A 23,474-nucleotide genomic window follows, 5' to 3' on the forward strand; every position below is an offset into this window, starting at 1 on the left:
AAGACAGGCTGGCGGCGGGAGTGGTGTCGATTGACGGCAAGGCGGGGGAGAGCACGCGAGGACAAGCGCCGTGCGAGCCCTGTCACACACTCCGGGATGAGCAAGGGCAGGAGTATTGGTACCCCTTCGCGCTCCGGGCGGCGCTCACCAGCAGCAGGGCGTGCCCGGTGCTCGACCAGATGATGTTGGAAGGCAAGCAAGGAGAAGCGACGGCCTTTGCGAAGTTGCTCGGACGAGTCGTGGAGAAGTATGGCGAGCACTTCAAGTATGTGACAGGGGACGCGGGGCTGACGAGCGCGGCGAACGCGAGGGCCGTCTGGGAGAACGCCACCTCATTGCCTGATACGGCTTGTCTCCCTCCCACCCCTCCTCAAAACCTCCCCCCAGGACTTTGGATCAAGCCTGCGGGGCAGGGTAGGCCGGCGAAGGTGTCATGCAGAACGGATTCTGCCGGAACATCTACAAGCCCCAAAGGACCTATGGGGGGGGACCGGGTCACGCCCGCCTGTTCCCGCATCTCGACCGGGCCTGGGGATGAACACCCTCAGTGCCGCCCCAACTCCCTGTCCCAGGCAGCCAACTGTACGGACACCGTGTATTTGTAGGCGCTGGAGAAATCCTCGAAGTCCTCCAGGGAAAGCGCGCATAAGCGCTCGCGCAGGAAACCCGGGTCGCTGAGCACCTCGCGGTGCTTCAAGTCAGTGTCCTCCTTCGCCAGGATAGGCATCATCCGAAGCACGGCATCCAGACAATCCTCTCGGGAAGCGCGAGACATGCGCTCCACCGTCAGGGCCAAGTGCTCGCGAACCGAAGCAGGGCCTCCAGGGCACCATGCCTCCAGAGTCTTGCGGTAGATATCCTCCATGAGTTCTTCCAGCGTGTACTTCTTGCCAAACCAGAACGCATAGCGAAGGCCCTGGAGCACATCCCAGAAGCGGAGCACCGAGGCGAGCCGTTTCGCCATGCGCTCAGCGTTCCGCAAGGGGGGCGGAGACACGACATGGTAGAGGGCCCCCCAAGAGGTGCTCAGGCAGAAGGACTCGAAGGCATCTTCCGTGCGTTGACGCTCTTCCTTCGGGACGCATTCGTCCACGCTGGTGAAGACGCCGACAAACATGTGCATCCACCAACGCGGGCGGCTCAAGTCGAATTCGGCCCCGGGGCGCACCACCAGCACCTCGCCGGGAGGCACCTGACGCATCTGCCGGGGATGGGGAAAGGCACCGGTCTTGCGATACTCCCGGGCCCACCAATGGCCCTCGGCTCTCACTTTGCGGAGGATGGCGGAGGAGGAGCCGTAGAGCATCGCTGGAAACTCGAGCACCGGGGAGTGTTCCTGGGTCATGGCTTTTCGCCCTAACACCGAGTTCAGGTGCACCTCAAGCGCCAGGCACTTCACTCGCTCCGAGGGCGGCAAACGCCTTTCGCCCACTCAGCGGCAGTCCACGGGCAGGTAGACCTGGCCCTGGAATACACTGGGCCATTCACCCCTTCCATACGCAGCCTGGATCGCCTGCTCGGCCAATTCACCGCGCAGCGCTATTTCTTCCCTGGGCAACTCTTCTGCCTTCTGGGCCGCCCGCTCCTTCCAGGAGGCATTGGGCTTCTTGCGCCGGTAGTTCCAGCGGTACAGAGTCACGCCGGGCTCTGGTGTGCGCCAAGACAAATGCCAGAGTGCGCCCCCATTCTCGAATTCGAGGAAGAGGGACCCCTCGAAGTCAGTGCCTCCCACTAGTTTCTTGTCGGGCTCGACGGCTGCATTGAGCGCCGCCAAGTAGCGCCCCACCAGTCCTCTCCCTTCCCTGCGCGACTCCTCATTGTTCGGCTTGATCTCGAACAACACCAGGAGGCGGGTATCGGTGATATCCGGGCGCAAGAGCCTCACGAATTCTGAAAGACGCTCGGGATCCCCCAGCCTCCCCTCCTTCACAATGGTGGAGAGGCTGACAGTGTTGAGGAAGACGACGCTGGAGGGGTGCTGCAAAGTGTATTCTATGCCAATGGCCTCATGTGCGGCCTTGCCAAGAAAAGCGCCCCAAGGCTCCCTGGAGTCCGGATTACGACCAGGGAGCGTGAAGGAAGGTGGCTCCGCCTGAGCACCGAGCGCCGCCACGAGCACCAGGAGAAAACCTGCCAGCCCCAAGGTGCTACGCATCCTGGTTCCACATCCTCTCATATCCAACATGCTACTCCCGGCGCGGTGCACGCTTGGGGAGGGAACCATGCAGAAGTCGGGTCATGAAGTGGCCTTTGCTGTCCCAGCGTCATTCCGGCCCGCGGCCCAATCGCGCCAGCGTCCCGGCCCGCCGCTTTCCCTCCCCCGCCAGGGCGTTCCGTGGCAGGAAGCCCCCCGGATTCAGGGAGGCACACACATGGCGGAGTCGAGCTATCGGACGGCGTTGATCACGGGGGCCTCGAGTGGCCTGGGGCGCGGGCTGGCCCTCTGGTTCGCCCGGCGAGGGGTCAAGGTGTACGCCGCGGCCCGGCGCAAGGAGAACCTGGAGGCGCTCGCCCAGGAGGCCCGCGCGGCCCATGCCCACATCGAGCCGGTGGAGCTGGACGTGGCCCAGGCGGACGCCACGCTCGCCCGGGTGCGCGAGCTGGATGACGCCTGTGGGGGGTTGGACCTCATCGTCGCCAACGCGGGCTTCGGCCAGGAGACGTCCGGCAAGCGAATCAAATGGGAGACGGTGAAGCGGACAATCGACGTCAACGTCAGCGGGGCCGCCGCCACGCTGAGCGCGGTGCTGCCACGCATGGTGGAGCGCAAGCGGGGCCACGTCGTGGGCGTGGCCAGCATGGCCGCCTTCCGGGGCCTGCCGCGCAACGCCGCCTACTCCGCCTCCAAGGCCTTCCTCCACATCTTCCTGGAGAGCCTGCGCGTGGACCTGCAGGGCACCGGGGTGAAGGTGAGCTGCCTCTACCCGGGCTTCGTCAAGAGCGAGATGACGGCCCAGAACAAGTTCTCCATGCCCTTCCTCCTGGAGACGGACGCGGCCGTGGAGCTCATGGGCCAGGCCATCCTGCGCGGGGAGGCCGAGTACGCCTTCCCCTGGCAGATGAAGGGCGTCATGGGCCTGGTGAAGCACCTGCCCAACGGCCTCTTCGACGGCATCGCGCGCCGAGCCCGTTGAGGCCCGGCGCACAAGGCGCGCTCAGGGCGCGCCCATCATGAAGTCCTGCGCGCCCACGGCCCCCTTCTCCGGGGCCACGTCGGCGGGCTGGGTGCCCTTCTTGAACCAGATGTTCACCGCGTCCTTGTCGCGGGCTCCGGCCGAGGCGAGCTTTCCCGTCTTCTTGTCGATGCGCAGAAGCCGCAGGTTGTCGCGCATCCACTCGGGCGGCCAGAACTCGTACTGGGGACGCGCCGCGAGCGCCGGCTTCATGTAGTTGAGCCAGATGGGCAGCGAGGCGCGGCCACCCGTCTCGTAGCGGCTGAGCGGGTGCTCGTTCTTGTCGTAGCCCACCCACGTCACCGTCACCAGGTCGCGCGTGTAGCCGGCGAACCAGGTGTCGAAGGAGTCGTTGGTGGTGCCCGTCTTGCCCGCCGCGGGCTTGCCCAGCTTCTGCGCCGGTCCGCCCGTGCCCTCCTGCACCACGCCGCGCAGCATCGACGTGAGGATGAAGCCCGTCTCGGGGCTCATCACCTGCTCGCCCGGCTCGAACAGCCGCGCGTAGCCCGCCGCCACCCGGTCCTGCAGGGGCGCCCACGGATCGTCGTAGGAGGTATGGTCCTCCAGCGTGCGCCCGAAGCGATCCTCCACCTTGCGCAAGAAGTACGTGGGCTTCTTGCGGCCGTAGCGGTTGAAGGTGGCGTACACGTTGGCCAGGTCGTACGGGTACACGCACGAGGAGCCCAGCGCCGCGGAGAAGTCCATGTTCATGGGCGTGGTCAGGCCCAGGCGCGTGGACCACTCGGCCATGGGCTTCACGCCCACCGCGCCGAACGTCTTCACCGCGGGGATGTTCATCGAGTTGACCAGCGCCGTGCGCAAGAGCACGTCGCCGAGGAACTCGTCGCTGTAGTTGTCCGGCTTCCACGCCACGCCGCTCTCGGGATCATGCTCCACGATGGGCGAGTCCACGATGATGGTGGCGCCCGTCCACCCGAGCTGCTCGATGGCCGCCGAGTACACCAGCGGCTTGAAGGAGCTGCCCGGCTGACGGCACGCCTGGAAGGCCCGGTTGAACTCGTTGGCGTCGAAGTCGTAGCCGCCCACCATGGCGGTGAGGTACTGGCGGTGCGGATCGATGGACACCAGCGCGCTCTGCAGCTCCGGCTCCTGCTCCAGGCGGAAGAGCGTCACGCCCTCGGGGATCTCCTTGTTCAGCTTGCGGTCGAACTGGACGTTGTCGTCCGTGAGCTCCTTCTGCACCACGTGGCGCACCACGATGACGTCGCCCACGGCGACCGCCCGCTTGACGGAGGTGAGCTGCGCGCCCGGGTAGTAACCCTCGGGGTTGACCTTGCGCGCCCAGCGCATGCCCAGCAGCGGCAACAGGCCCTTGTGCGGTCCCACCTGCACCTGCGCGCCCGAGCCGTCCGGCTCGATGCTGGTGACGAGCGCCACGTAGAACTTGTTCTCCACGAGCTTCTCGTCGCCCATGACCTTGATGGCCTTGTCGAGGAAGGCGCGGCGCTCCTGCTCGGTGGCGAGCTGCTGCACCGGCCCGCGGTAGCCCTGGCGCTTGTCGATGGCGAGCAGCCCCTCGAGCACCGACTCCTGGGCGGCGCGCTGGCGCTCGCTGTCCATGGTGGCGAAGATCTTCAGGCCCTCGTTGAGCAGCGCCTTGTTGGTGTAGCGCTCCACCATGTTGCGGCGCACCTGCTCGGTGAAATACGGGGCGAACTCGTGGAAGACGTCCTCCACCGGGTACACGCGCACCGGCTCCTCGTCGGCCTGCTTGCGCTCGGCCTCGGAGATCATCCCCTCGTCGCGCATGCGACGCAGCACGTACGAGCGGCGCTTCTTGGCCGCCTCCGGCCGCAGGAAGGGCGAGTAGCGGCTGGGCGCCTGGGGCAGGCCGGCGATGAGCGTCATCTCCCCGAGCGTCAGGTCGCGCACGTCCTTGCGGTAGTAGTTCTCCGCCGCGCTCTGCACGCCGTAGCTGTGGTGCCCGAGGAAGACGTTGTTGAGGTAGAGGTAGAGGATCTCCTCCTTGGTGAGCGCCGCCTCCAGGCGCCGGGCGAGGATGGCCTCGCGCGCCTTGCGCGTGAGGTTCTTGGCCGTGGCGGACGCGTAGCCCTCGGCCTCGATGAGCACCGCCTTGGCCGTCTGCTGCGTCAGGGTGGAGCCACCCTGGGTGCTGCCGCCCAGGCCCAGCTTCTTGGACGCCGTCTTGAAGGCGGCGCGCGCCGTGCCGAGCACGTCCACGCCGTGGTGATCGAAGAAGCTCGAGTCCTCGCTGGCGATGAAGGCCTGCACGAAGCGCTTGGGGATGTGCTCGTAGGGCACGACCTTGCGCCGGTGGTGGTAGAACTCGCCGGCCAGCACCGCGTCGTCGGTGAAGACCTCGCTGGTGATGGGGGGCCAGTAGCGGCTGACCTGGGGGATGTCGGGCAGCCCGTCGGAGAAGTGGTAGTAGAGGGCGAGGCCCGTCACGCCCGCGGCCGTGGCGCCGGTGAGCGTGGCCCAGGCGGCGAACTTCAGCAGGCGCACCCACCAGGCGCGCTTGGGAGGGACACCGTCGAGCACCAGCTTCGACTCGGAGTGGTTGGGCTTGGGGGAATTCGTGCTCATGAGGGTTCCAGCGCGGCGCGCTTCAACACGTCCTTCAACTCCGGCGGCAACTCCGCCTCCACTGCCACCTTGCCCTGATGGGCCGGGTGGGGAAATTCGATGAACTCGGCGTGCAGGAACAGCCGTTTGAGACCCCAGCGCGCCCGCACGTCCCGGTTGAAGGCGAAGTCTCCATACTTCTTGTCGCCCGCCACCGGATGTCCGATGGCCACCAGATGCCTTCTTATCTGATGGGTGCGTCCGGTTTCGATGACGCAGGAGAGGAGGGCTGCCTCGCTCGACTGCCGGATGACCTTCCAGCGGGTAACCGCCTCCTGCATGTTCACCCCCCGACGGGCCTTGGACTCGGCCGTCTGCTGGTGCTCGGAGAGCGGCAGGTTAATGACCCCGGAGTCGCGCGGCATCTTGCCCTTCACCAAAGTGAGGTAGCGCTTGCGCGGATGTCCATTGGTGAAGAGATCCGTGAAATGGACCATGGCCGGGCGGCGCTTGGCCACGAGGATGACGCCGCTGGTCTCCCGGTCCAGGCGGTGGGCGGGACTGGCGGTGAAGTCGTTGCGCGTGGCCTTGGGGCCGAGGTAGGCGCGCACATAGTCCACGAGGGTGCCCCCGGTGATGCCGCTGCCGGTGTGGACGGCCATCCCACTGGGCTTGTTGACGGCCATGAGCCAGTCGTCCTCGAGCAGGATGTCCAGCTCGGAGGGGTCCACTTCGGGTGCGGGTGCGGGTTTGCGCTCCTCGGGCGCGGCGGGGGCCATGAGCTGCTGCTCGGTCCCCCGGATGGAAATGGTGTCCCCGGCGGCCAGGGGCTGCTCGGGTTGGGCACGCTTGCCGTTCACCCTCACCTTCTTCACGCGAATCATCTTGAAGAGGTGGGAGGTGGGCACGTTCGCGAGCTTCTTGCGGAGGAACTTGTCCAACCGCATGCCCGCGCTGTCTTCCTCGATTCGGAACTCGATCATTTGACTGGCGCCCGGACCTCACCACACCGATAAATTCGGGTCCATGCCGAAAGCCCCCACGATTGAACAGCTCCTGCAGAACGGAAGCGCGGACTGGAACCGCCTGCGCAAGGCCGGCAAGGTGCCAACCGAGCACACGGGCGCGACCTTCTCGCAGCTCTTCTCCGCCAACGCCGACCTGTCCGGCCTGGGACTGGTCGGCAGCGAGTGGGAGCGCTGCGACCTGTCCAAGATGAACTTCCGGGACGCGGACCTCTCCAACGCCTACTTCCACGGAGGCCGCATGCAGGACTGCGACTTCCGCGGGGCCAACCTGGAAGGCGCCACCTTCGAGAAGCTCAAGCTCCTGCGCTGCGACTTCACCGGCGCCCAGGGCCTGGAGGAGGCGGACTTCGACGACGTGGACATGGACCGCGTCGTCGGCCTGGATGGTCAGGAAGCGCCCCCTCCCCCTCCCCCGCCCGTCCAGGGCATCACCGCCTTCACCCGCGAGCAGCGCGACAAGGTGATGGGACCGGGAGCGGTGCTGGGCCTGCCCTCCACGGAGGCTCCCGCCGAGGGCGAGCTGCCCCCATTCCGGCCCCAGGACAACCCCGGCCAGCTCTTCTTCCGCGCCCTCAAGCGGCTGGGGGCCCCGCCGGTGTGGGTGCTCGACGTGCCCGGCCTGCGCCCGCTCATCCCCACGCGCCTGCCGCCGGGCAGCTCCCTGGAGACGCTCTACCGCGAGTCGGTGAAGACGCGCCTGGAGAACAAGAAGCCCTCGGCGGACCCGGCCGCCGTGGAGCGCGCCCAGCGCTCGCTGCGCATGGGCTCCAAGGACGCCAACATCGCCGCCATGTACCTGCGCGAGGTGGGCGTGGTGCCCTCCTTCCGTTTCTCCGCGGCCAAGGTCCTCAAGGGGGCCCTGCGCGAGGAGCTCCAGGTGGATGACCTCACCGGCACGGTGGACCCGCGCACCACGGGCGCCCTGCTGGAGCTGCGCCTGCCCCAGGAAGTGGTGGAGCACACCCACGAGGTGCGCCGCCGCCACGCCGCCACCCAGCTCTACACCGCCCTCTTGGAGGCCGGCTTCAACCCGGAGAACAACTGGGACGAGGCGCTCGAGTCGGCCGACGCCGCCATGGAGCTGGCGCAGCTGGCCACCGGGGATGACCGGCAGGCGCTGCTCGAGGGCTTCCAGGTGTTCGCCGCCCTCCCCGAGGAGGCCCGCCTGCGGCGCCTCGCCTACCTCGCCGAGGCCCTGGGCCACCTGGAGCTGCTCGGCCGGCTGCCCGAGGGCATGGAGCCCGCGTGGCTCACCGGCCCCGAGACGCGCGAGTGTCACGACCGGGAGATGACCTACGTGCAGTCGCTGCGCGCCGAGGACATCCCCAAGAAGGTGCCCGCGCTGGGCAAGAGCGAGCTGGGCGTGCCCGAGGGCGAGGTGCCCGAGGACAGCGACGAGGATCTCTTCGTCCACCTGCGCTGCGACGTGTGCGGCAAGGAGAAGCTCATCGTCCAGTCGCCCGGCGAGGCGTGACGGAGGCGGGAGGGGCACTACAGGAGCGCGAGCTGCCGGGGTTGCCCGAGCGCTCGCGCGTCCAGCCCCTGCCCGCGCAGCACCTCGGCCAGCTCCTCGGCGAAGCCGTGGTGGGTGAGGATGTCGCGGGCGCCGGTGGCCTTGGCGTAGCGCACCAGGGACGCGCAGTCGGCGTGGTCGGACACCGGGAAGGCCACGTCCGCGCCGTAGCGCCGCGCCGCCCCCGGCCCATCCAGCGCCCAGCCGGTGAGCACGGCGGTGGCCCGGGGCCAGAAGGACGCGAGCGCCCCGTTGCGAGCCAGGTGCGGCGGGAAGAAGAGCACCTCGCCCGGCTCCACCCGGCCATCGAAGCGGCGCATGCGCTCGATGGGCACCCCCAGCTCACCATAGAGCAGGGCCACCTCGTGGATGGACTCATGGGCCACGAGCGAGAAGCCCCGGCCCGACAGGTACTTCATCGCCTCCTGGCTCTTGCCCAGCGAGTAGCCCAGGAGCACCGGCACCGCCCCGCGCTCCAGGTGGCGACGCACCCAGGACTCCACCTGCCCGAGCACCTCCTCGCGCGGCGGAAACGCGTAGCGCGGGTGCCCGAAGGTGGACTCGATGATGAGCAGGTCGCACTCGGCCACCTGGGCGGGCTCGGCGGTGAGCGAGGGCTCGAGGTTCAGGTCCCCCGTGAAGACGATGCGCTTGCCGTCCTCGCGGATGATGCGCAATTGAGCACTGCCGAGCACGTGGCCCGCGGGAAGCAGTTCGAGCGAGAGCGGGCCCAGGTCGAAGGGACGACCATAGGGCGCGGGCAGGGGCGCGGCGACCTTGCCCAGGCGGTGCGCCATGAAGCGCAGCGTGGCGGCCGTGGCGATGGTGCGCTCGTGCCGGGCGATGTGGTCCGCATGCGCGTGGCTGACGAAGGACAGCGGCGTCTTCCGGGTGGCGTCCAGGAACAGGGGCGTTCCGGCCAGTTGCAGCCCATTCCTTCGCAGTTCGACGCTCATGGGAGACGCTGGGTATAGCGCGTCCGCACGGGCGTGCACGTCTTCTGGCCCCTCTCGCCCGGGCGCCGGGCGGGCAGCGGAGCGCAGGGCATCCCCAATGTCACCCCACGGCCAGCGGGCCACTTACCCGGGGAAGTGGGGAAATACATCGTACTGGCACGCCGCCGCCCGCCGAATGCACGAACACCGGAGACCGAGCCCGATGCCCCAGGTGGCCGACTTCATCGAGAACAACCGCGACCTCCTCGTCCGGCGCTTCCTGGAAGAAGCCAGCAGGTTGGAGTCGGCCCAGGGCCTCAAGCCCCACCAGATCATCGACACCATGCCCGAGTACCTCGCGACGCTCGCCGCCATCTCCCGCCTGGGCCACCGGGGAGATCCCGAGGCGACGAAGCGGCGCCTGGAGGAGACGCACATCGGCATGCGCCTGCGCTCCGGCTACAACCAGGAAGAGGCGACGAGCGAGTACGTCCTCCTCGGACGCCTCATCTCCTCGCTCTGGGAGCACCTGCCGCAGCGCGAGCAGCCCCCCTATCCGGACAAGGCGCTCCTCTTCTCGGAACTCCAGGAGGCGATGAACCAGGTCATCGTCACCTTCAGTGGCTACACCGTGGAGGACCGGCAGCGGGAGAAGCTCTTCCTTCGCCGCCTCGAGGCGATCGCCTCGGGGCTCTTCGCGACTCCCGAGGTGCCCGTGCCCCTCCACGAGCGGCTGGGGGCCCTGGTCGAGGTCGTGCAGCAGGCGATGAACGCGGACGCGGCCGCGCTCCTGCTCGCGGACCCGAACGCCACCAGACTCGAGCCCGCCATGTACACGGGCCGATGGAGCGGCCGGGTCGACGCCGAGCCCGTGGACGACCCGGAGTCCTTCGTGGGCCGACTGGCGGCCTCGGAGGAACCCCTCACCCTGGCGGACGCGACGGACGCCCATCTCCCCCTCGCCGAGGGCATCCGCCGCAGTGGCCTGCGCTCGCTGCTGGGCTTGCGGCTGTGGCCCCATGGCAAGCTGCTCGGGGTGCTGTACCTCGGCGTCGAGGAGACGCGCGTCTTCCAGCCCCAGACCAAACGCTACCTCGAGACGCTGGTGGAGTATCTCTCCGGCATCATCGAGAAGGCGCTCCTGCTCCAGCGGCTGCGCGCGAGCAACGAGCGGCTGCGCGCCTCCGAGACGTTCCACCGGATGGCGACCGAGGCCATCAGTGATGCCCTCTGGGATTGGAACCTGCTGACGGACTCACTCGCCTGGAGCCCCAGTGTCCAGACGCTCTTCGGGTACACCCCGGAAGAGCTCGGCCCGCACATCTCCGGCTGGTCCGACAACATCCACCCCGAGGAGCGCGAGCGCGTCGTCCACGCCGTGCACGAGGTCATCGACGGGGGCGGAACACGGTGGAAGGGCGAGTACCGCTTCCGCCATCAGAACGGCGATTACGTCCACGTCACCGACCATGGCCTCATCGAGCGCGACGCGAGGGGCAAGGCCGTGCGGATGGTGGGGGCGATGCAGGACATCACCGCGCGGAAGATGGCGAGCGTGGCCATCCAGGAGAGCGAGGAGCGGCTGCGGGTGGCGGCGTGGGCGGCGCAGTTGGGCACCTGGGATTGGCAGCTGGTCACGGACACGCTGCGCTGGGACGAGCGCTGCAAGAGCCTCTTCGGCCTGCCGCCCGAGACCGAGATGACCTACGAGTTCTTCCTCTCGCGGCTCCACCCGGGGGATCGCGAGCGCACACACGCCCTGGTTCAGCGGGCGCTCACGGGAGAGGGCGGGGGAGAGTTCCGCTCGGAGTACCGGACGGTGGCACGGGGCCTGGGAGGAGAGCGCTGGATGCGTTCGGCGGGCCGCGTCCTCTTCGAGGGGTCGCGGGCCGTGCGCTTCGTCGGCATCCTCCAGGACATCTCCGAGCGCAAACACCAGGAAGAGCAGGCGCGCTCGCGGGCGGAGTTCGAGGAGCAGCTCATCGGCATCGTCTCCCACGATCTGCGCAACCCCCTCAACGCCATCAACCTGTCCGTGGCGGCGCTCGTGCGGCAGGAGGACCTGAACGAGCGGCAGGCCAAGGGCATCTCTCGCATCCAGGCGTCGGCGGAGCGCGCCACCCGGATGATCCGCGACCTGCTCGACTTCACCCGGGCCCGGCTCGGCGGGGGCATCCCCCTGCAGCGCGGCTCCTGTGACTTGCACGCGCTCACCCAGCAGGTGGTGGAGGAGGTGAGGCTCGCCCACCCCGAGCGGGACGTGCACCACGCGGCGAGCGGCGCGGGCGAGGGCGAGTGGGATGGGGACCGGCTGGCCCAGGTCATCACCAACCTGGTGAACAACGCCCTGGCCTACAGCCCTCCGAGCACGCCCGTGCGCGTGGAGACGCGCGGCGAGGACGGCACCGTCCTGCTTCACGTGCACAACGCGGGCGAGCCCATCCCCCCCGAGTTGCTGCCGCGCCTCTTCGAGCCCCTGACCCGGGGCAAGGAGAAGGTGGGCACGGCCAGCCGCAGCATCGGCCTGGGCCTCTACATCGTGAATCACATCGTGAATGCTCACGGCGGGCGCGTGGAGGTGCGCTCCAGCACGGCCGAGGGCACGACCTTCACCGTGCGGTTGCCCCGCGGCTGACGAAGAAGCGCGCCCAGAGCAGCCCGCTCACCTCGGCCACCAGGACGCCCAGCACGATGAGGCCGCCGCCCACCCACTCGCGCGGGCCGAGCCGCTCGTGGCCGACCCCCACCGAGGACAGCGCCGCGAAGACGGGCTCCGTGCAACAGAAGAGCGCCACGCGCACCGCCGTCGTGCGGGCCTGCGCCCACACCTGCAGGGTGAGCGCCAGGGCACTGGCGGCGACGCCGCAGAACAGCGCCGCGCCCACGAAGGAAGGTGTCCAGTGCACCCGCGCGCCGGTGAAGGGCAGGCAGAGCACGGACAGCAGCGCCACCACCCAGAGCTGCACCGCCACGAGTGCCACCACGTCCGTCTTCGAGGCGATGCGGTCGGTGAAGAGGATGTGGAAGGCATAGGCCGCCGCGCCCCCCAGCGTCAGGACATCCCCCAGGGAGAGTCCCTCGCGCAGGTTCGCGCCGGTGAGCACGTAGAGTCCCGCCACCGCTATCGCCACGCCCGCCCACGAGGAGGCGCTCGGCATCCGGCGGAAGAACGCCCAGCCCAGCACCGGCACCAGCACCACGTACGTCCCGGTGATGAAGGCCGAGCGCGACGGCGTGGTGGACACCAACCCCAGCGTCTGCATGGCGAAGCACAGGAAGAGGAGCACGCCCAGCGCGCCGCCTCGCAGCAGCGTGTCGCGCTCGAGCATCTTGCGCCGGGCGAGGGCCGAGAGCGTCAGCGCGCCGATGCAGAAGCGCAGCCCGAGGAAGGAGAACGGGTCCCCGTGGCCGAGCGCGTCCTTGACCATCACGAAGGTGACGCCCCACAGGGCATTCATGAGGAGCAGCACGCCATCCACCTGGAGGCGCTCGAGGGAGGCCCGGGGGCCGGGGGTGACGAGGGGCGTGCTCACGGACGGGCTCGGCAAGACACGAAGGGGGAAGGAATACCTCCGCCTTTTGGCCTACCCTCCCGCGCGATGCAACAAGCGCGGCGGCGCTTGCCGGCCCTGGAAGAAGCGCTAAGAGGGGGGCGCTCGCCGCCAGGAGAATGACCATGAGCACGACGTCCGAGGGCCCCATGGCCCCCCAGAAGAGTTGGTTCAGCCGCAACTGGGCCTGGTTCATCCCCATGGGGTGCCTGGGCCTGCTGCTGTCCTGTGGCTGCCTGGGCGCCCTCATCGCGGGCATCACCTTCAAGAGCCTCCGCGACAACAACGTCGTCACCGAGGCGCTCGCCCAGACGAAGCAGTCGCCCGAGGCCCGCGAGGTACTCGGCGAGCCCATCGAGGCGGACTGGAAGATCCAGGGCTCGCTCTCCACCACGAATGGCCAGGGCTCGGCCCAGCTGGCCATTCCCGTGCGCGGCCCCAAGGCCGAGGGCACCCTCCACGTGGAGGCCTACAAGCGCGACGCGGACACGTGGACCTTCACCACGCTCGAGCTCGACGTGCCCGACCACCCGGAGATCAACCTGCTGGGCGACTCGCCCTCGGCGCCTCCGGGCACCGTGCCCGCCCGTCCGGACCTTCCCGACGTGGAGCCCCTGCCCGACGAGGAGGAGATGCAGGAGGAGCCCCCCGCGCCCGACGACAAGGACGTCGAGCTGTAGCCTCCCCCGCAACGCCGAAGGGGCGGCCGCGAGGGAACACCCCCCGCCACCGCCCCTCCGTGGAAGGCCCGGACCCGCGAGGGCCCGGACCTCATACCGCTCCGAGGACTACTTGGCCTTGTGCACGGCCTCGCGCAGCGCGGGCAGGACCTTGAAGAGATCCTCCACCAGCCCGTAGTCCGCCACCTGGAAGATGGGGGCCTCCGGGTCCTTGTTGATGGCGACGATCGTCTTGGAGCTCTTCATGCCGGCCAGGTGCTGGATGGCGCCGCTGATGCCCGCGGCGATGTAGAGCTGGGGCGCGACCACCTTGCCCGTCTGGCCAATCTGCAGGTCGTTGGGCACCCAGCCGGCGTCACACACCGCGCGGGACGCACCCACCGCGGCGTTGAGCTCGTCGGCCAGCGCCTCGATCTCCTTGAAGTCGCCCTTGGTGCCACGACCACCGGAGACCACCACGCGCGCCTCGGTCAGCTCGGGCCGCGCGCTCTTGACCTCCTTGAAGTCCACGAACTTCGTCTTGCCGCCCTCCACCTTGGGGGAGAACGTCTTGACCTCGGCGGCGCCCTGGCCCCCGGCGGCGGCCGGGAACTCGGTGGCGCGCAGGGTGAACACCTTCACCGGCGTGGCCAGCTTCACCTCGGCGAAGACGTTGCCGGCCCACATGGGACGCTGGAAGACGATGTCCGCGCCCGAGCCCCCGAAGCCCATGACGTCCGTGGCCATGGCGGCCTGCAGCCGGGCGGCCACGCGCGGCAGCAAGTCCTTGCCCTGGGCGGTGGACGCCGCGCCCACGAAGGAGGCGTTGAGGCTCTTGGCCAGCTCGGCGATGGCCGGGGCGTACGTCTCGGCCAGGTAGTGCTCGAACTCGGGGGCCGTGGCGGTGTGCACCACCTTGGCGCCCAGGCCCTTGAGCTCCTCGGTGACCTTGGACGGATCCTTGGAGAGCAGCACCAGGTGCAGCTCGGCGCCCGCCTTGTCCGCGAGCTGCTTGCCCGCGCCCACGGCGTTGAGGGTGGCCTTGCGCAGGTGGCCGTCCGGCTGCTGCTCCGCGACGATGAGAACGATCGACATGTTCGACTCCAATTCTTGTCGGAAGAAGGAAGGAAGGGGCCCGGACTACAGGGCCTTGGCCTCGTTGCGCAGCTTGTCCACCAGCGTCGCCACGTCCGGCACCTTGATGCCGGCCTTGCGCGCGGGAGGAGAGGCCATCTTGAGCACCTGCACCTTGGGGGTGACGTCCACGCCGAGCTTCTGCGGGGTCAGCTCCTCGATGGGCTTGCTCTTGGCCTTCATGATGCCCGGCAGGCTCGCGTAGCGCGGCAGGTTCAGGCGCAGGTCCGTGGTGACCACCGCGGGCAGCGTGCACTCGATGGTGGCGAGCCCGTTGTCCACCTCGCGCACCACGCGCACCGACTTGCCATCCGCGCTCACGTGCAGCGCCGGCGACTTGCTCTTCTCCTGCTCGCTCTCCAGCGACTCGACCTTGGAGGCGAACGTGGCCTGGCCCCAACCGAGGTACTCGGCCAGGTACTGGCCCACCTGGTTCTGGTCATCGTCGATGGACTGCTTGCCCAGGACGACCAGGTCCGGCTTCTCCTTGTCCGCCACCTTCTGCAGCAGCGCCGCCACGCCCATCTGATCCAACGTGCCCGTGTGGTTCACCCACACCGCGCGCGTGGCGCCCATGGCGAGCGCGTGCCGCAGCTGCTCCTGCACTTCCTTGCCGCCGATGGAGACCACCACCACCTCGCCGCCGTGCTTGGCCACGAGGCGCAGGGCCTCCTCCACCCCGATCTCATCGAAGGGATTGATCTTGTACTTGAGCCCTTCCTTCACGATGTCCGAACCGTCCGGCTTCACCTTGATCTTGGACTCGGGGTCTTCCACGCGCTTGGCGGTGACGAGGATCTTCACGGTCGTTCTTCTCCATTCCGAAGACGAAGAGCGGCTATCTCCCACTCGAAGAAGGCGGGGGCGTCATGTCGGATGACGCACCGCACTGGGGAGATAATCGAGGGCATTGATTTTCGCATCAACACCCCCAACCGGCAACCGGGAAGCGCGCGTGGACTGTAGGATTTCTTATCCGACGAGCCCTATTTGAACAGCTCCTTGGCGATGACGAGCCGCTGCACCTGGCTGGTGCCCTCGTAGATCTGGATGAGCTTGGCGTCGCGCATGAGCTTCTCGACCGGGTATTCCTTGATGTAGCCGTAACCGCCGTAGACCTGGACGGCGTCGGTGGCGACCTTCATGGCCATGTCGGCGGCGAAGCACTTGGCGTAGGAGGACAGGAGGGTGTTCTTCTGGCCCTGGTCGAGCAGCCAGGCGCTCTCGTGGCAGAGCAGGCGCGCGGCGTGGGTGTTCATGGCCATGTCGGCGAGCATGAACTGGATGGCCTGGTGCTCGCGGATGGGCTTGCCGAAGGTGCGGCGTTGGCTGGAGTACTCCAGGGAGTACTCGAGGGCGGCGCGGGCGATGCCCACGGACATGATGGCGGTGATGGGACGGCTGTTGTCGAGCGTCTCCATGGCGATGCGGAAGCCCTCGCCCTCCTCGCCGATGCGGTTGGCCACCGGCACGCGCACGTCCTCGAAGGTGAGGGTGACGGTGTCGCTGGCGCGCTGGCCCATCTTGTTCTCGTGCTTGCCGGGAGTCAGCCCCTTGGGACGGCCCTCCACCACGAAGCAGGTGATGCCCTTGTGCTTCCTGGCCTTGTCCACCGTGGCGAACACCGTGTACTGGTCCGCGTGGCCGCCGTTGGTGATGAAACACTTGGAGCCGTTGAGCACGTAGTGGTCGCCGTCACGCACGGCGGTGGTGCTCATGTTGGCCACGTCCGAGCCCGCCTCCGGCTCGGTGAGACAGAAGGCCGCCAGCTTGAACTTCTCCGTGAAGGGGGTGAGCAGGCGCTTCTTCTGCTCCTCGGTGGCCCCCACGACGATGGGCAGGTTGGCCAGATCGTTGGCGGTGATGGAGGTGGCCATGCCCGAGCAGCCCCACGCCAGCTCCTCGTAGGCGAGGAGCTGGTCGAGGTGCGCCAGCCCCAGGCCGCCGCACGACTCGGGGAGGTTCATGTTGAGCAGGCCGTTCTCCCAGGCCGAGGCGATGATGTCGCGGGGGAACTCGCTCGTCTCGTCGTGGTGGGCCGCCTTGGGGCGGATGACCTCGCGGGCGAACTTGCGCGCCATCTCCTGCAGGGCGCGCTGGGATTCGGAGAGCTGGAAGTCCATGGGGGTCCTCGCTGCGTGGGGCCGGGACCGCGTGGGCGCGAGGAATCCGTCCTCTCCGCCAGGGCCCCAGACGACTGTAGGTGCCCAGACGAATACTCCGCGGCCCGGAATTCCGCCAGTCCGCCCGCCCCCTCGCGCGGCCCGTGCTCGCTCGTTCCCCCTGATGAAACGAGAAGGCCACCGGCTCCGGAAAGGAGGCAGTGGCCTTGGACTTCAACGGCGTTCCCGGAAACCGGGGTTGCGGCTCAGGGCTTGGCGGCCTTGGGGACCTTCTCCCAGTCGGCCAGGAACTTCTTGATGCCCGCGTCGGTGAGCGGGTGGTTGGCCAGCTGGGCGATGACGTTGAAGGGCAGCGTGGCCACGTGGGCGCCCATGCGCGCCGACTGCAGCACGTGCACGGGGTTGCGCACGCTGGCCACCAGCACCTGCGTCTGGAAGTCGTAGTTCTGGTAGATCTCCAGGATGTGGGCGATGAGCTCCATGCCATCCTGGGAGATGTCATCCAGGCGGCCCACGAAGGGCGAGATGTACGTGGCGCCCGCCTTGGCGGCCAGCAGCGCCTGGTTGGCGGAGAAGCACAGCGTCACGTTGGTCTTGATGCCCTCGGCGGTGAGCGTCTTGACGGCCTTCATGCCTTCCACGCCCATCGGGACCTTCACCACCACGTTCTTGTGGATCTTGGCGAGGCCCCGGCCTTCCTTGACCAGCTCGTCGGCCTTCTCCGAGACGCACTCGGCGCTCACGGGCCCATCCACGATGGAACAGATCTCCCGGATGGTCTCCTCCAGACCCCGGCCCGCCTTGGCGAGCAGCGACGGGTTGGTGGTCACACCGTCCACACAGCCCATGTCGTAGGCGGTGCGGATCTCCTTGATGTCGGCGGTATCGATGAAGAACTTCATCTCGTCCCCTCTCCAGGTTCAGGTCAGCGGGCGGTGGGCCCTCGGTCAGTCAACCCGCGGGGTGGGCTCAGGCACTCCCGAATGCCCGCCGGGCGAGGAGGCGCGTAGCCGATGCCCCCGGGGGCGTCAAGCTGGCAGGCCCACTGTGTCCAGAGGTACAACGGCGCCCCACCATGGCCCGAGCCCCCCGCAACACCGCCCGCAAGCCACGCCTTCGGGCCGTGCCTCCCCAGGAAGATGCACCCACGGCTCCGTCCGTGCCCATGTCGAACGAACGCGAGGCCACGCTCGCCTACGCCCGGAGCGTGCTGGAGGCGGAGGCCCAAGCCATCCTCGGGCTGATGGGGCGGGTGGGCGATGCATTCCTGCGCGCCCTGGAGCTGGTGCGCGACTGCCCGGGCCAGACGGTGGTGACGGGCATTGGCAAGGCGGGGCTCATCGGCCAGAAGCTGTCGGCCACGCTGGCCTCCACTGGCATCCGCTCCGTCTTCCTCCACCCCACCGAGGCAGCGCACGGAGACCTGGGCCGGGTGGGCCGCGGGGACGTCATCCTCGCGCTCTCCAACAGCGGCGCCACCGAGGAGCTGGTGCGGCTGCTCCCCTCCTTCAAGCGGCTGGGCGCGCCCGTCATCGCCCTCACGGGTGACGCGGAGAGCCCGCTGGCGCGCGGCGCGGACGTGGTGCTGGACATCGGCCGCATCGAGGAGGCGTGCCCCATGGGCCTGGTGCCCACCGCCTCCACCGCGGCGCTGCACGCCATCGGGGACGCGCTCGCCATGGCCGTGCTGCGCTCGCGCCCCTTCGGCTCCGCCGAGTACGCCCTGCTCCACCCCGCGGGCAAGCTGGGCCGCTCCGTCATGCGCGTCGTCGATTTGATGCGCTCGGGCACCGCCAATCCGCTCGTGCGCGACAGCGCGAAGCTGTCCGAGGCCGTGGTGGTGATGACGAACACGCCGGGGCGCCCCGGGGCCACCAACGTCGTGGACAAGCAGGGGCGGCTGGTGGGCATCTTCACGGATGGAGATCTGCGCCGGCTCGTGGAGAAGGGCTTCACCGACTTCGAGCGGCCCCTGCGTGAGGTGATGGGCGGCAAGCGGCCCCGGTGCGTGGGCCCCGAGGTGCTGGTGCTCGAGGCCACCCGCCTCATGCGCGAAGCGCGCGTGGATCAGCTCCCCGTGGTGGACGCCGAGGGCCGCGCGGTGGGCCTGCTCGATGTGCAGGACCTGCTCGCCGCGCGATCCTTCTAGACTGGGGGGGCATGAAGATCGCCCTTCTGGATGACTATCAGCGCGTCGCGCGGGACTTCGCCGACTGGACGCGCCTGCCCGCGGACAGTGAACTCGTGGTGTTCGACCACCACATCGCCGAGCGCGAGGTGCTGCTCGAGACGCTCCAACGCTTCGAGGTGATCGTCCTCATGCGCGAGCGCACGCCCTTCCCCGCCGAGGTGATCGAACGGCTGCCGAACCTGCGCCTGCTCATCACCACGGGCAACCGCAACGCGTCCATCGATCTCGCGGCCTGCCGGGCGCGCGGCATCACCGTGAGCGGCACGGGCGCGGTGGGCACGTCCACCGCGGAGCTGACCTGGGGCCTCATCCTCGCGCTCATCAAGCGAATCCCCCTCGAGGACCGGGCCCTGCGCGCGGGGCGCTGGCAGACGGGACTGACCACGAGCCTCACGGGCAAGCGGCTGGGGCTGCTGGGGCTCGGGAAGCTGGGCACGCAGGTGGCGCGCGTGGGTCAGGCGTTCGGCATGGAGGTGGTGGCCTGGAGCCAGAACCTCACCGACACGCGGGCCGCCGAGGTGGGCGCCCGCCGGGTGGAGAAGCGCGAGCTGTTCGCCACCTCCGACATCGTCAGCCTGCACCTGGTGCTCGGTGAGCGCACGCGGGGCATCGTCGGCGCGGAGGAGTTCAACGCCATGAAGCCGGAGGCCTGCTTCATCAACACCGCGCGGGCGGGACTCGTGGACGAGGCCGCGCTCGTGGAGGTGCTGCGCGAGCGGAGAATCGCCGGGGCGGGGCTGGATGTCTTCTCCATCGAGCCCCTGCCGGCGAACCATCCCCTGCTCGCCCTGGACCACGTCGTGTTGACGCCGCACCTGGGCTACGTGACGCGGGAGAACTACACCGTCTTCTACCGCGACGCGCTGGAGGACATCCTCTCCTGGAAGGCCGGCAAGCCCGTGCGCCGGCTCGCCTGAGGCACCGCGCGGCGGCGGCTACTCCAGCTTGGCCTGGAGCGAGGCGCTCGCCGCGTAGTCCGGCGCGGAGGCCGCCAGCTTCGTCCACAGGGCCTTGGCGCCCTTGGTGTCGCCCTTGGCCTTGAGCGTCTCGCCGAGCTTGTCCACCGCCGCGGGATCCGAGCTCACCGCCACACCCCACACCCGGTCCGCGGTGGGCTTGCCCAGGCCCACGAGCGTCCACGCCAGGCCCGCCTTCACCCGCCCATCCGGACGCAGCGGCATCACCTGGCGGTACGCCGTGAGCGCCTCGTCGTAGCGCCCCTTGGAGAGCAGCTCCTCGCCCTGCGCCACCGTCTGGTCGAGCTGGGCCTCGAGCTCCGGCGTGTGCTCGACGTTGTTCATCGCCTCCATGGTCTCCTGGGAGATCATGGGCGCCGAGGCCCCGCCGCCCTGCATGGGGCCCGCCGCCATGGGCCGTCCACCCGCGTTGGGCGCCGGCGCCTGGGCCATGGGGGCACCGCCCCGCGACAAATCGAGCTTCGTGGCGCGGATGCGCCGATCCTCGTCGCGCGTGGCCTGCCACTTCTTCATGCCGCCGGCCTTCTCCGCCTCGTCCGTCATGCGCGACAGCTTGCGCGCCAGCGACACCCGGGGAGAGCTGGGGTGCGCCGCGATGAAGGCCTCGAAGCCCTCGTGCGCGCTGCGCAGCGCCTTCACGTCCTCGCCCCGCGTCTCGTAGAGCACCGCCGAGCGCCCGAAGAGCGCGTCGGCGAACGACGGCGCCACCTCCAGCACGCGCTCGTACACCTTGAGCGCGCCCGGGGCGTCATTCGTCAGGAAGAGCGCGTTGGCGCGCATCGACTCCACGTCCAACGACAGCTCGAGCGCCGCGCGCGCACAGGCCACCGCGCCCGCCGTGTCGCCCTTCTTCGCGCGCTCGGCCGCCACCTTCCCCCGCTCCTCCATCGCCATCTGCTCCGTGAAGCCGCAGCGGGCCTCCTCCGCGCTCGGCACCGCGCCCGCGCCCAGCTTCTTGCGCTGCGCGAGGAACAGCTCGCGTGTGGGCTTCGCCTTGTCCTCGGCCTGCTGGAGGTAGGGGATGGCTTCCTCGAAGCGGCCGCTCGTGTAGTAGAGCTTGCCGAGCGACGAGGCGATCTCGAAGGTCTTCTCCCGCTCGCGCAGGCCCTGCATCCCCTCCAGTTGATTGAGGAGCTCGTCCGCGCTGGGCGCCATGCGGCCCGTCATCGCGGGGTGGCCCTGCGGCAGCGCGGAGGGATCCACGGGGGCCGGGCTGCCCACGCCGACGGCGGGGGGATGGCCCGGGGGCAGACCCGTGGCGGGCGAGGAAGCAGCCGAGGGCTCGGCGGTCGCGCCGAGGGTCGGGTGACCGGCGGGCAGGGAGGGAGGCTCAGCGGCGAGCAGCGCCGCGGTGGCGGTCAGGGCCAGCGAGAGGGTCATGACTCGGTCAGGGGGTAGGAGGGTTCAGGCCACTGGGTGGACTCGCACCGCTGCACGTCCTGGGGCGAGAGCTGCGCGAGCAACTGCGCCACGGTCAGGCACAACACCGGGTGCTCCACATCGGGTGCCAGCTCGGCCAGGGGCTCCAGCGCGAAGCGGCGTTTGTGCAGCTCCAGGTGGGGCACCTGGAGGGTGGGGTCGGCCACGATCTCACCCTCCCACAGGAGGATGTCGAGGTCGATGGGACGCGGACCCCAGCGCGCCCCTCCGGGCTCGCGGCCCAGGTCCTTCTCGATCTGCTTCAGGATGCACAGCAGGCGCTGGGGGGACAGCGCGCACTCCAGCTCCACCACGGCGTTGAGGTAGCGCGGCTGGGGAGGCCCCACCGGAGCGCTCTCGAAGAGCGAGGAGCAGCGCAGCACCATCACCGCGTCGATGCGCGAGAGCGCCTCGAGGGCGGAGACGAGCTGGACTTCCCGGTCTCCCTCATTGGAGCCCAATCCGACGTAGACGGTGGAGTTCAAGGCTCCATCTCAACAGGAAGAGCCCGCGTCCGGATTCCCGCGAACCTCATGGGGCCCTCGGGAAGCCGAGCACGTCGGCCATGTCGTACAACCCCGGCGTCCGGCCCGTCACCCAGCGCGCGGCGCGCAGGGCCCCGAGACCGAACTGATCCCGGCTGGTCGCCCGGTGGGTCAGCTCGATGCGCTCGCCCTCGCCGTAGAAGAACACGGTGTGCTCGCCCACCACATCCCCGCCACGCAGCGTCTGGACGCCGATCTCCTTCTTCGGCCGCGCGCCGATCTGACCATGGCGGGCGAAGGTCAGGTCCTCCTGGCCGCGCCCCAGCGCCGAGGCGAGCACCTCGGCCAGCTTCAGCGCCGTGCCCGAGGGAGCGTCCTTCTTCATGCGGTGGTGGGCCTCCAGCACCTCCACGTCGTAGCCGTCGCCCAGGACGCGGGCGAGCTCGGCGGCCATGCGGATGACCACGTTCACCCCCACCGAGGTGTTGGGGGCGAGCACCACGGGGATGGAGGCCGCGCTCCGGGCCACCTCCGCGCGGGCCTCGGGGCTGAAGCCCGTGGAGCCGATGACCAGGGCCACGCCGCGCTCGGCGCACTGGCGCGCATGCACCACGCTGGCCTCCGCGCTGGTGAAGTCGATGACCACCTGGGCCCGAGCCGCGTCGAGCACCCGGCCCAGGTCATCTCCCGAGGGGACGCCGAGCGCCGCCAGTTGCCCGGCCTGACCCCGGGCGGTGGCGCCGGCCAGCTCCAGGTCCGGCGCCTCGCGCACGAGGCGGCTCAGGGTGGCGCCCATGCGCCCGGTGGCGCCCGTGAGGACGGTGCGAATCATGGGAGGCGTCTCCTAGCCCTGGACGAGGCCCAGCTTGCGCAGCTCGGCCTCCATCTTCCGGGCGTTGGGCTCGGTCATGGGAACCAGCGGCAGGCGGACCTCGGGACCGAACAGCCCCAGGACGTGCAGCGCCCACTTCACGGGGATGGGGCTGGACTCGACGAAGAGCAGCCGGTGCAGCTCGTTCATCCGCACCTGGAGCGCCCGCGCCTGCTCGAACCGCCCGGCGCGCGCGGCCTCCACCAGATCCGCCATCATCCGGGGCGCCACGTTCGAGGACACGGAGATGACGCCCTTGCCGCCGCACGCGATGAAGGGCAGCACGGTGAAGTCGTCTCCGGACAGCAGCGTCAGCCGATCACCGCACTTCTCCACCAGGTCCACCGCGCGGGGCATGCTGCCCGTGGCCTCCTTGATGGCCACCACCTCGGGCACGTCGCACAGCCGCAGCACCGTCTCCGGCAACAGGTCCACGCCGGTGCGGCCCGGCACGTTGTAGACGACGAGGGGAAAGCCCGGATGGGCGCGGGCCACGGCCTTGTAGTGCTCCACCAGGCCCGCCTGCGTGGGCTTGTTGTAGTAGGGCGTCACGAGCAGCGCGCCGTCCGCTCCCACGTCCCGCGCGAGCCGCACGCCCGCGATCGTCTCCGAGGTGCTGTTGGAGCCCGCGCCCGCCACCACGGGCGCCCGGCCGGCCGCCTCGTCCACCGCCACGCGGATGGCGAGCTGACGCTCCTCGGCGGACATCGTCACCGCCTCGCCCGTCGTCCCCATGGGGATGAGCCCACGGGTGCCCCCCGCGAGCTGCTGGCGGATGAGTGCCCGGTAGGCTCCCTCGTCGAACGCTCCCTGCCGGAACGGCGTGGCGAGCGCGGTCATCGAGCCTTCGAAAGTCTTCATACAGCGG

The 23,474-nt window shown here is 69.2% G+C and carries 20 protein-coding genes; 6 read left to right on the plus strand and 14 right to left on the minus strand.

Annotated elements, in window-relative coordinates; all coding sequences use genetic code 11:
* Positions 1 to 544: 544 nt before the first annotated feature.
* Together D187_RS01845 and D187_RS01850 are read right to left on the minus strand one after the other, a co-directional pair.
* On the minus strand, positions 545 to 1,345 hold the full coding sequence (locus D187_RS01845; protein WP_002623229.1) for a hypothetical protein: 801 nt from the start codon (positions 1,343 to 1,345) through the stop codon (positions 545 to 547).
* 87 nt (positions 1,346 to 1,432) lie between these two features.
* Positions 1,433 to 2,155 (minus strand): hypothetical protein, encoded by a 723-nt coding sequence (locus D187_RS01850; RefSeq protein WP_043427759.1) that lies wholly within the window; start codon positions 2,153 to 2,155, stop codon positions 1,433 to 1,435.
* Positions 2,156 to 2,372: 217 nt separating this feature from the next.
* Between D187_RS01850 and D187_RS01855 the strand changes: the two genes are divergently transcribed.
* The gene (locus D187_RS01855) at positions 2,373 to 3,134 is read left to right on the plus strand and encodes an SDR family NAD(P)-dependent oxidoreductase (protein WP_002623227.1); all 762 of its coding nucleotides are present in this window, start codon (positions 2,373 to 2,375) and stop codon (positions 3,132 to 3,134) included.
* A gap of 21 nt (positions 3,135 to 3,155) precedes the next feature.
* Here D187_RS01855 and D187_RS01860 read toward each other — a convergent pair whose 3' ends face one another.
* Together D187_RS01860 and D187_RS01865 are read right to left on the minus strand one after the other, a co-directional pair.
* Positions 3,156 to 5,741: a penicillin-binding protein 1A gene (locus tag D187_RS01860; protein WP_002623226.1), complete on the minus strand. Its 2,586-nt coding sequence runs from the start codon at positions 5,739 to 5,741 to the stop codon at positions 3,156 to 3,158.
* Positions 5,738 to 6,703: an RluA family pseudouridine synthase gene (locus D187_RS01865; RefSeq protein ID WP_002623225.1), complete on the minus strand. Its 966-nt coding sequence runs from the start codon at positions 6,701 to 6,703 to the stop codon at positions 5,738 to 5,740. The genes D187_RS01860 and D187_RS01865 overlap by 4 nt, the downstream gene beginning before the upstream one ends.
* A 43-nt stretch (positions 6,704 to 6,746) precedes the next feature.
* Between D187_RS01865 and D187_RS01870 the strand changes: the two genes are divergently transcribed.
* The gene (locus D187_RS01870) at positions 6,747 to 8,222 is read left to right on the plus strand and encodes a pentapeptide repeat-containing protein (RefSeq protein WP_002623224.1); all 1,476 of its coding nucleotides are present in this window, start codon (positions 6,747 to 6,749) and stop codon (positions 8,220 to 8,222) included.
* Positions 8,223 to 8,239: 17 nt separating this feature from the next.
* On the opposite strand, the gene D187_RS01875 is transcribed toward D187_RS01870, so the two are convergent.
* Complete coding sequence (locus D187_RS01875; RefSeq protein WP_002623223.1) at positions 8,240 to 9,217, minus strand: MBL fold metallo-hydrolase; 978 nt, start codon at positions 9,215 to 9,217, stop codon at positions 8,240 to 8,242.
* Between the two features lie 202 nt (positions 9,218 to 9,419).
* Here D187_RS01875 and D187_RS49295 point away from each other — a divergent pair, with 202 nt between their 5' ends.
* Positions 9,420 to 11,831, plus strand: coding sequence for a sensor histidine kinase (locus tag D187_RS49295; RefSeq protein ID WP_002623222.1), 2,412 nt, complete (start codon positions 9,420 to 9,422; stop codon positions 11,829 to 11,831).
* Here the strand turns inward: D187_RS49295 and D187_RS01885 are convergent.
* Positions 11,806 to 12,729, minus strand: a complete 924-nt coding sequence (locus tag D187_RS01885; protein ID WP_002623221.1) for a DMT family transporter — start codon at positions 12,727 to 12,729, stop codon at positions 11,806 to 11,808. The two genes, D187_RS49295 and D187_RS01885, sit on opposite strands and share 26 nt — an antisense overlap.
* A gap of 143 nt (positions 12,730 to 12,872) precedes the next feature.
* Here D187_RS01885 and D187_RS01890 point away from each other — a divergent pair, with 143 nt between their 5' ends.
* The gene (locus D187_RS01890; protein ID WP_002623220.1) at positions 12,873 to 13,427 is read left to right on the plus strand and encodes a cytochrome c oxidase assembly factor Coa1 family protein; all 555 of its coding nucleotides are present in this window, start codon (positions 12,873 to 12,875) and stop codon (positions 13,425 to 13,427) included.
* A gap of 108 nt (positions 13,428 to 13,535) precedes the next feature.
* Here D187_RS01890 and D187_RS01895 read toward each other — a convergent pair whose 3' ends face one another.
* From D187_RS01895 to fsa, 4 genes are all read right to left on the minus strand, one after another.
* A complete protein-coding gene (locus D187_RS01895) occupies positions 13,536 to 14,501 on the minus strand; it encodes an electron transfer flavoprotein subunit alpha/FixB family protein (protein ID WP_002623219.1) in 966 nt (321 codons plus the stop codon).
* A 45-nt stretch (positions 14,502 to 14,546) separates the two neighbouring features.
* Complete coding sequence (locus tag D187_RS01900) at positions 14,547 to 15,344, minus strand: electron transfer flavoprotein subunit beta/FixA family protein (RefSeq protein ID WP_002623218.1); 798 nt, start codon at positions 15,342 to 15,344, stop codon at positions 14,547 to 14,549.
* A gap of 182 nt (positions 15,345 to 15,526) precedes the next feature.
* A complete protein-coding gene (locus tag D187_RS01905; RefSeq protein ID WP_002623217.1) occupies positions 15,527 to 16,663 on the minus strand; it encodes an acyl-CoA dehydrogenase family protein in 1,137 nt (378 codons plus the stop codon).
* Positions 16,664 to 16,908: 245 nt separating this feature from the next.
* Complete coding sequence (gene fsa, locus D187_RS01910; RefSeq protein WP_002623216.1) at positions 16,909 to 17,565, minus strand: fructose-6-phosphate aldolase; 657 nt, start codon at positions 17,563 to 17,565, stop codon at positions 16,909 to 16,911.
* Between the two features lie 173 nt (positions 17,566 to 17,738).
* Here fsa and D187_RS01915 point away from each other — a divergent pair, with 173 nt between their 5' ends.
* Together D187_RS01915 and D187_RS01920 are read left to right on the plus strand one after the other, a co-directional pair.
* On the plus strand, positions 17,739 to 18,812 hold the full coding sequence (locus tag D187_RS01915) for a KpsF/GutQ family sugar-phosphate isomerase (protein ID WP_043427767.1): 1,074 nt from the start codon (positions 17,739 to 17,741) through the stop codon (positions 18,810 to 18,812).
* An 11-nt stretch (positions 18,813 to 18,823) separates the two neighbouring features.
* On the plus strand, positions 18,824 to 19,771 hold the full coding sequence (locus D187_RS01920; RefSeq protein ID WP_002623214.1) for a D-2-hydroxyacid dehydrogenase family protein: 948 nt from the start codon (positions 18,824 to 18,826) through the stop codon (positions 19,769 to 19,771).
* 18 nt (positions 19,772 to 19,789) lie between these two features.
* On the opposite strand, the gene D187_RS01925 is transcribed toward D187_RS01920, so the two are convergent.
* From D187_RS01925 to dapA, 4 genes are read right to left on the minus strand one after another with little or no spacing between them, the layout of a single operon-like run.
* Complete coding sequence (locus D187_RS01925; RefSeq protein WP_002623213.1) at positions 19,790 to 21,211, minus strand: tetratricopeptide repeat protein; 1,422 nt, start codon at positions 21,209 to 21,211, stop codon at positions 19,790 to 19,792.
* A complete protein-coding gene (folK, locus tag D187_RS01930; RefSeq protein ID WP_002623212.1) occupies positions 21,208 to 21,735 on the minus strand; it encodes a 2-amino-4-hydroxy-6-hydroxymethyldihydropteridine diphosphokinase in 528 nt (175 codons plus the stop codon). The genes D187_RS01925 and folK overlap by 4 nt, the downstream gene beginning before the upstream one ends.
* Before the next feature lie 46 nt (positions 21,736 to 21,781).
* Entirely contained in the window at positions 21,782 to 22,567 is a 786-nt protein-coding gene (gene dapB / locus D187_RS01935; RefSeq protein ID WP_002623211.1) for a 4-hydroxy-tetrahydrodipicolinate reductase, read from the minus strand.
* A gap of 12 nt (positions 22,568 to 22,579) precedes the next feature.
* Positions 22,580 to 23,467 (minus strand): 4-hydroxy-tetrahydrodipicolinate synthase, encoded by an 888-nt coding sequence (gene dapA, locus D187_RS01940; RefSeq protein WP_043427770.1) that lies wholly within the window; start codon positions 23,465 to 23,467, stop codon positions 22,580 to 22,582.
* Positions 23,468 to 23,474: the final 7 nt, after the last annotated feature.

Origin of the sequence: Cystobacter fuscus DSM 2262 (assembly GCF_000335475.2) — a bacterium.
GTDB classification, from domain to species: Bacteria; Myxococcota; Myxococcia; order Myxococcales; family Myxococcaceae; genus Cystobacter; species Cystobacter fuscus.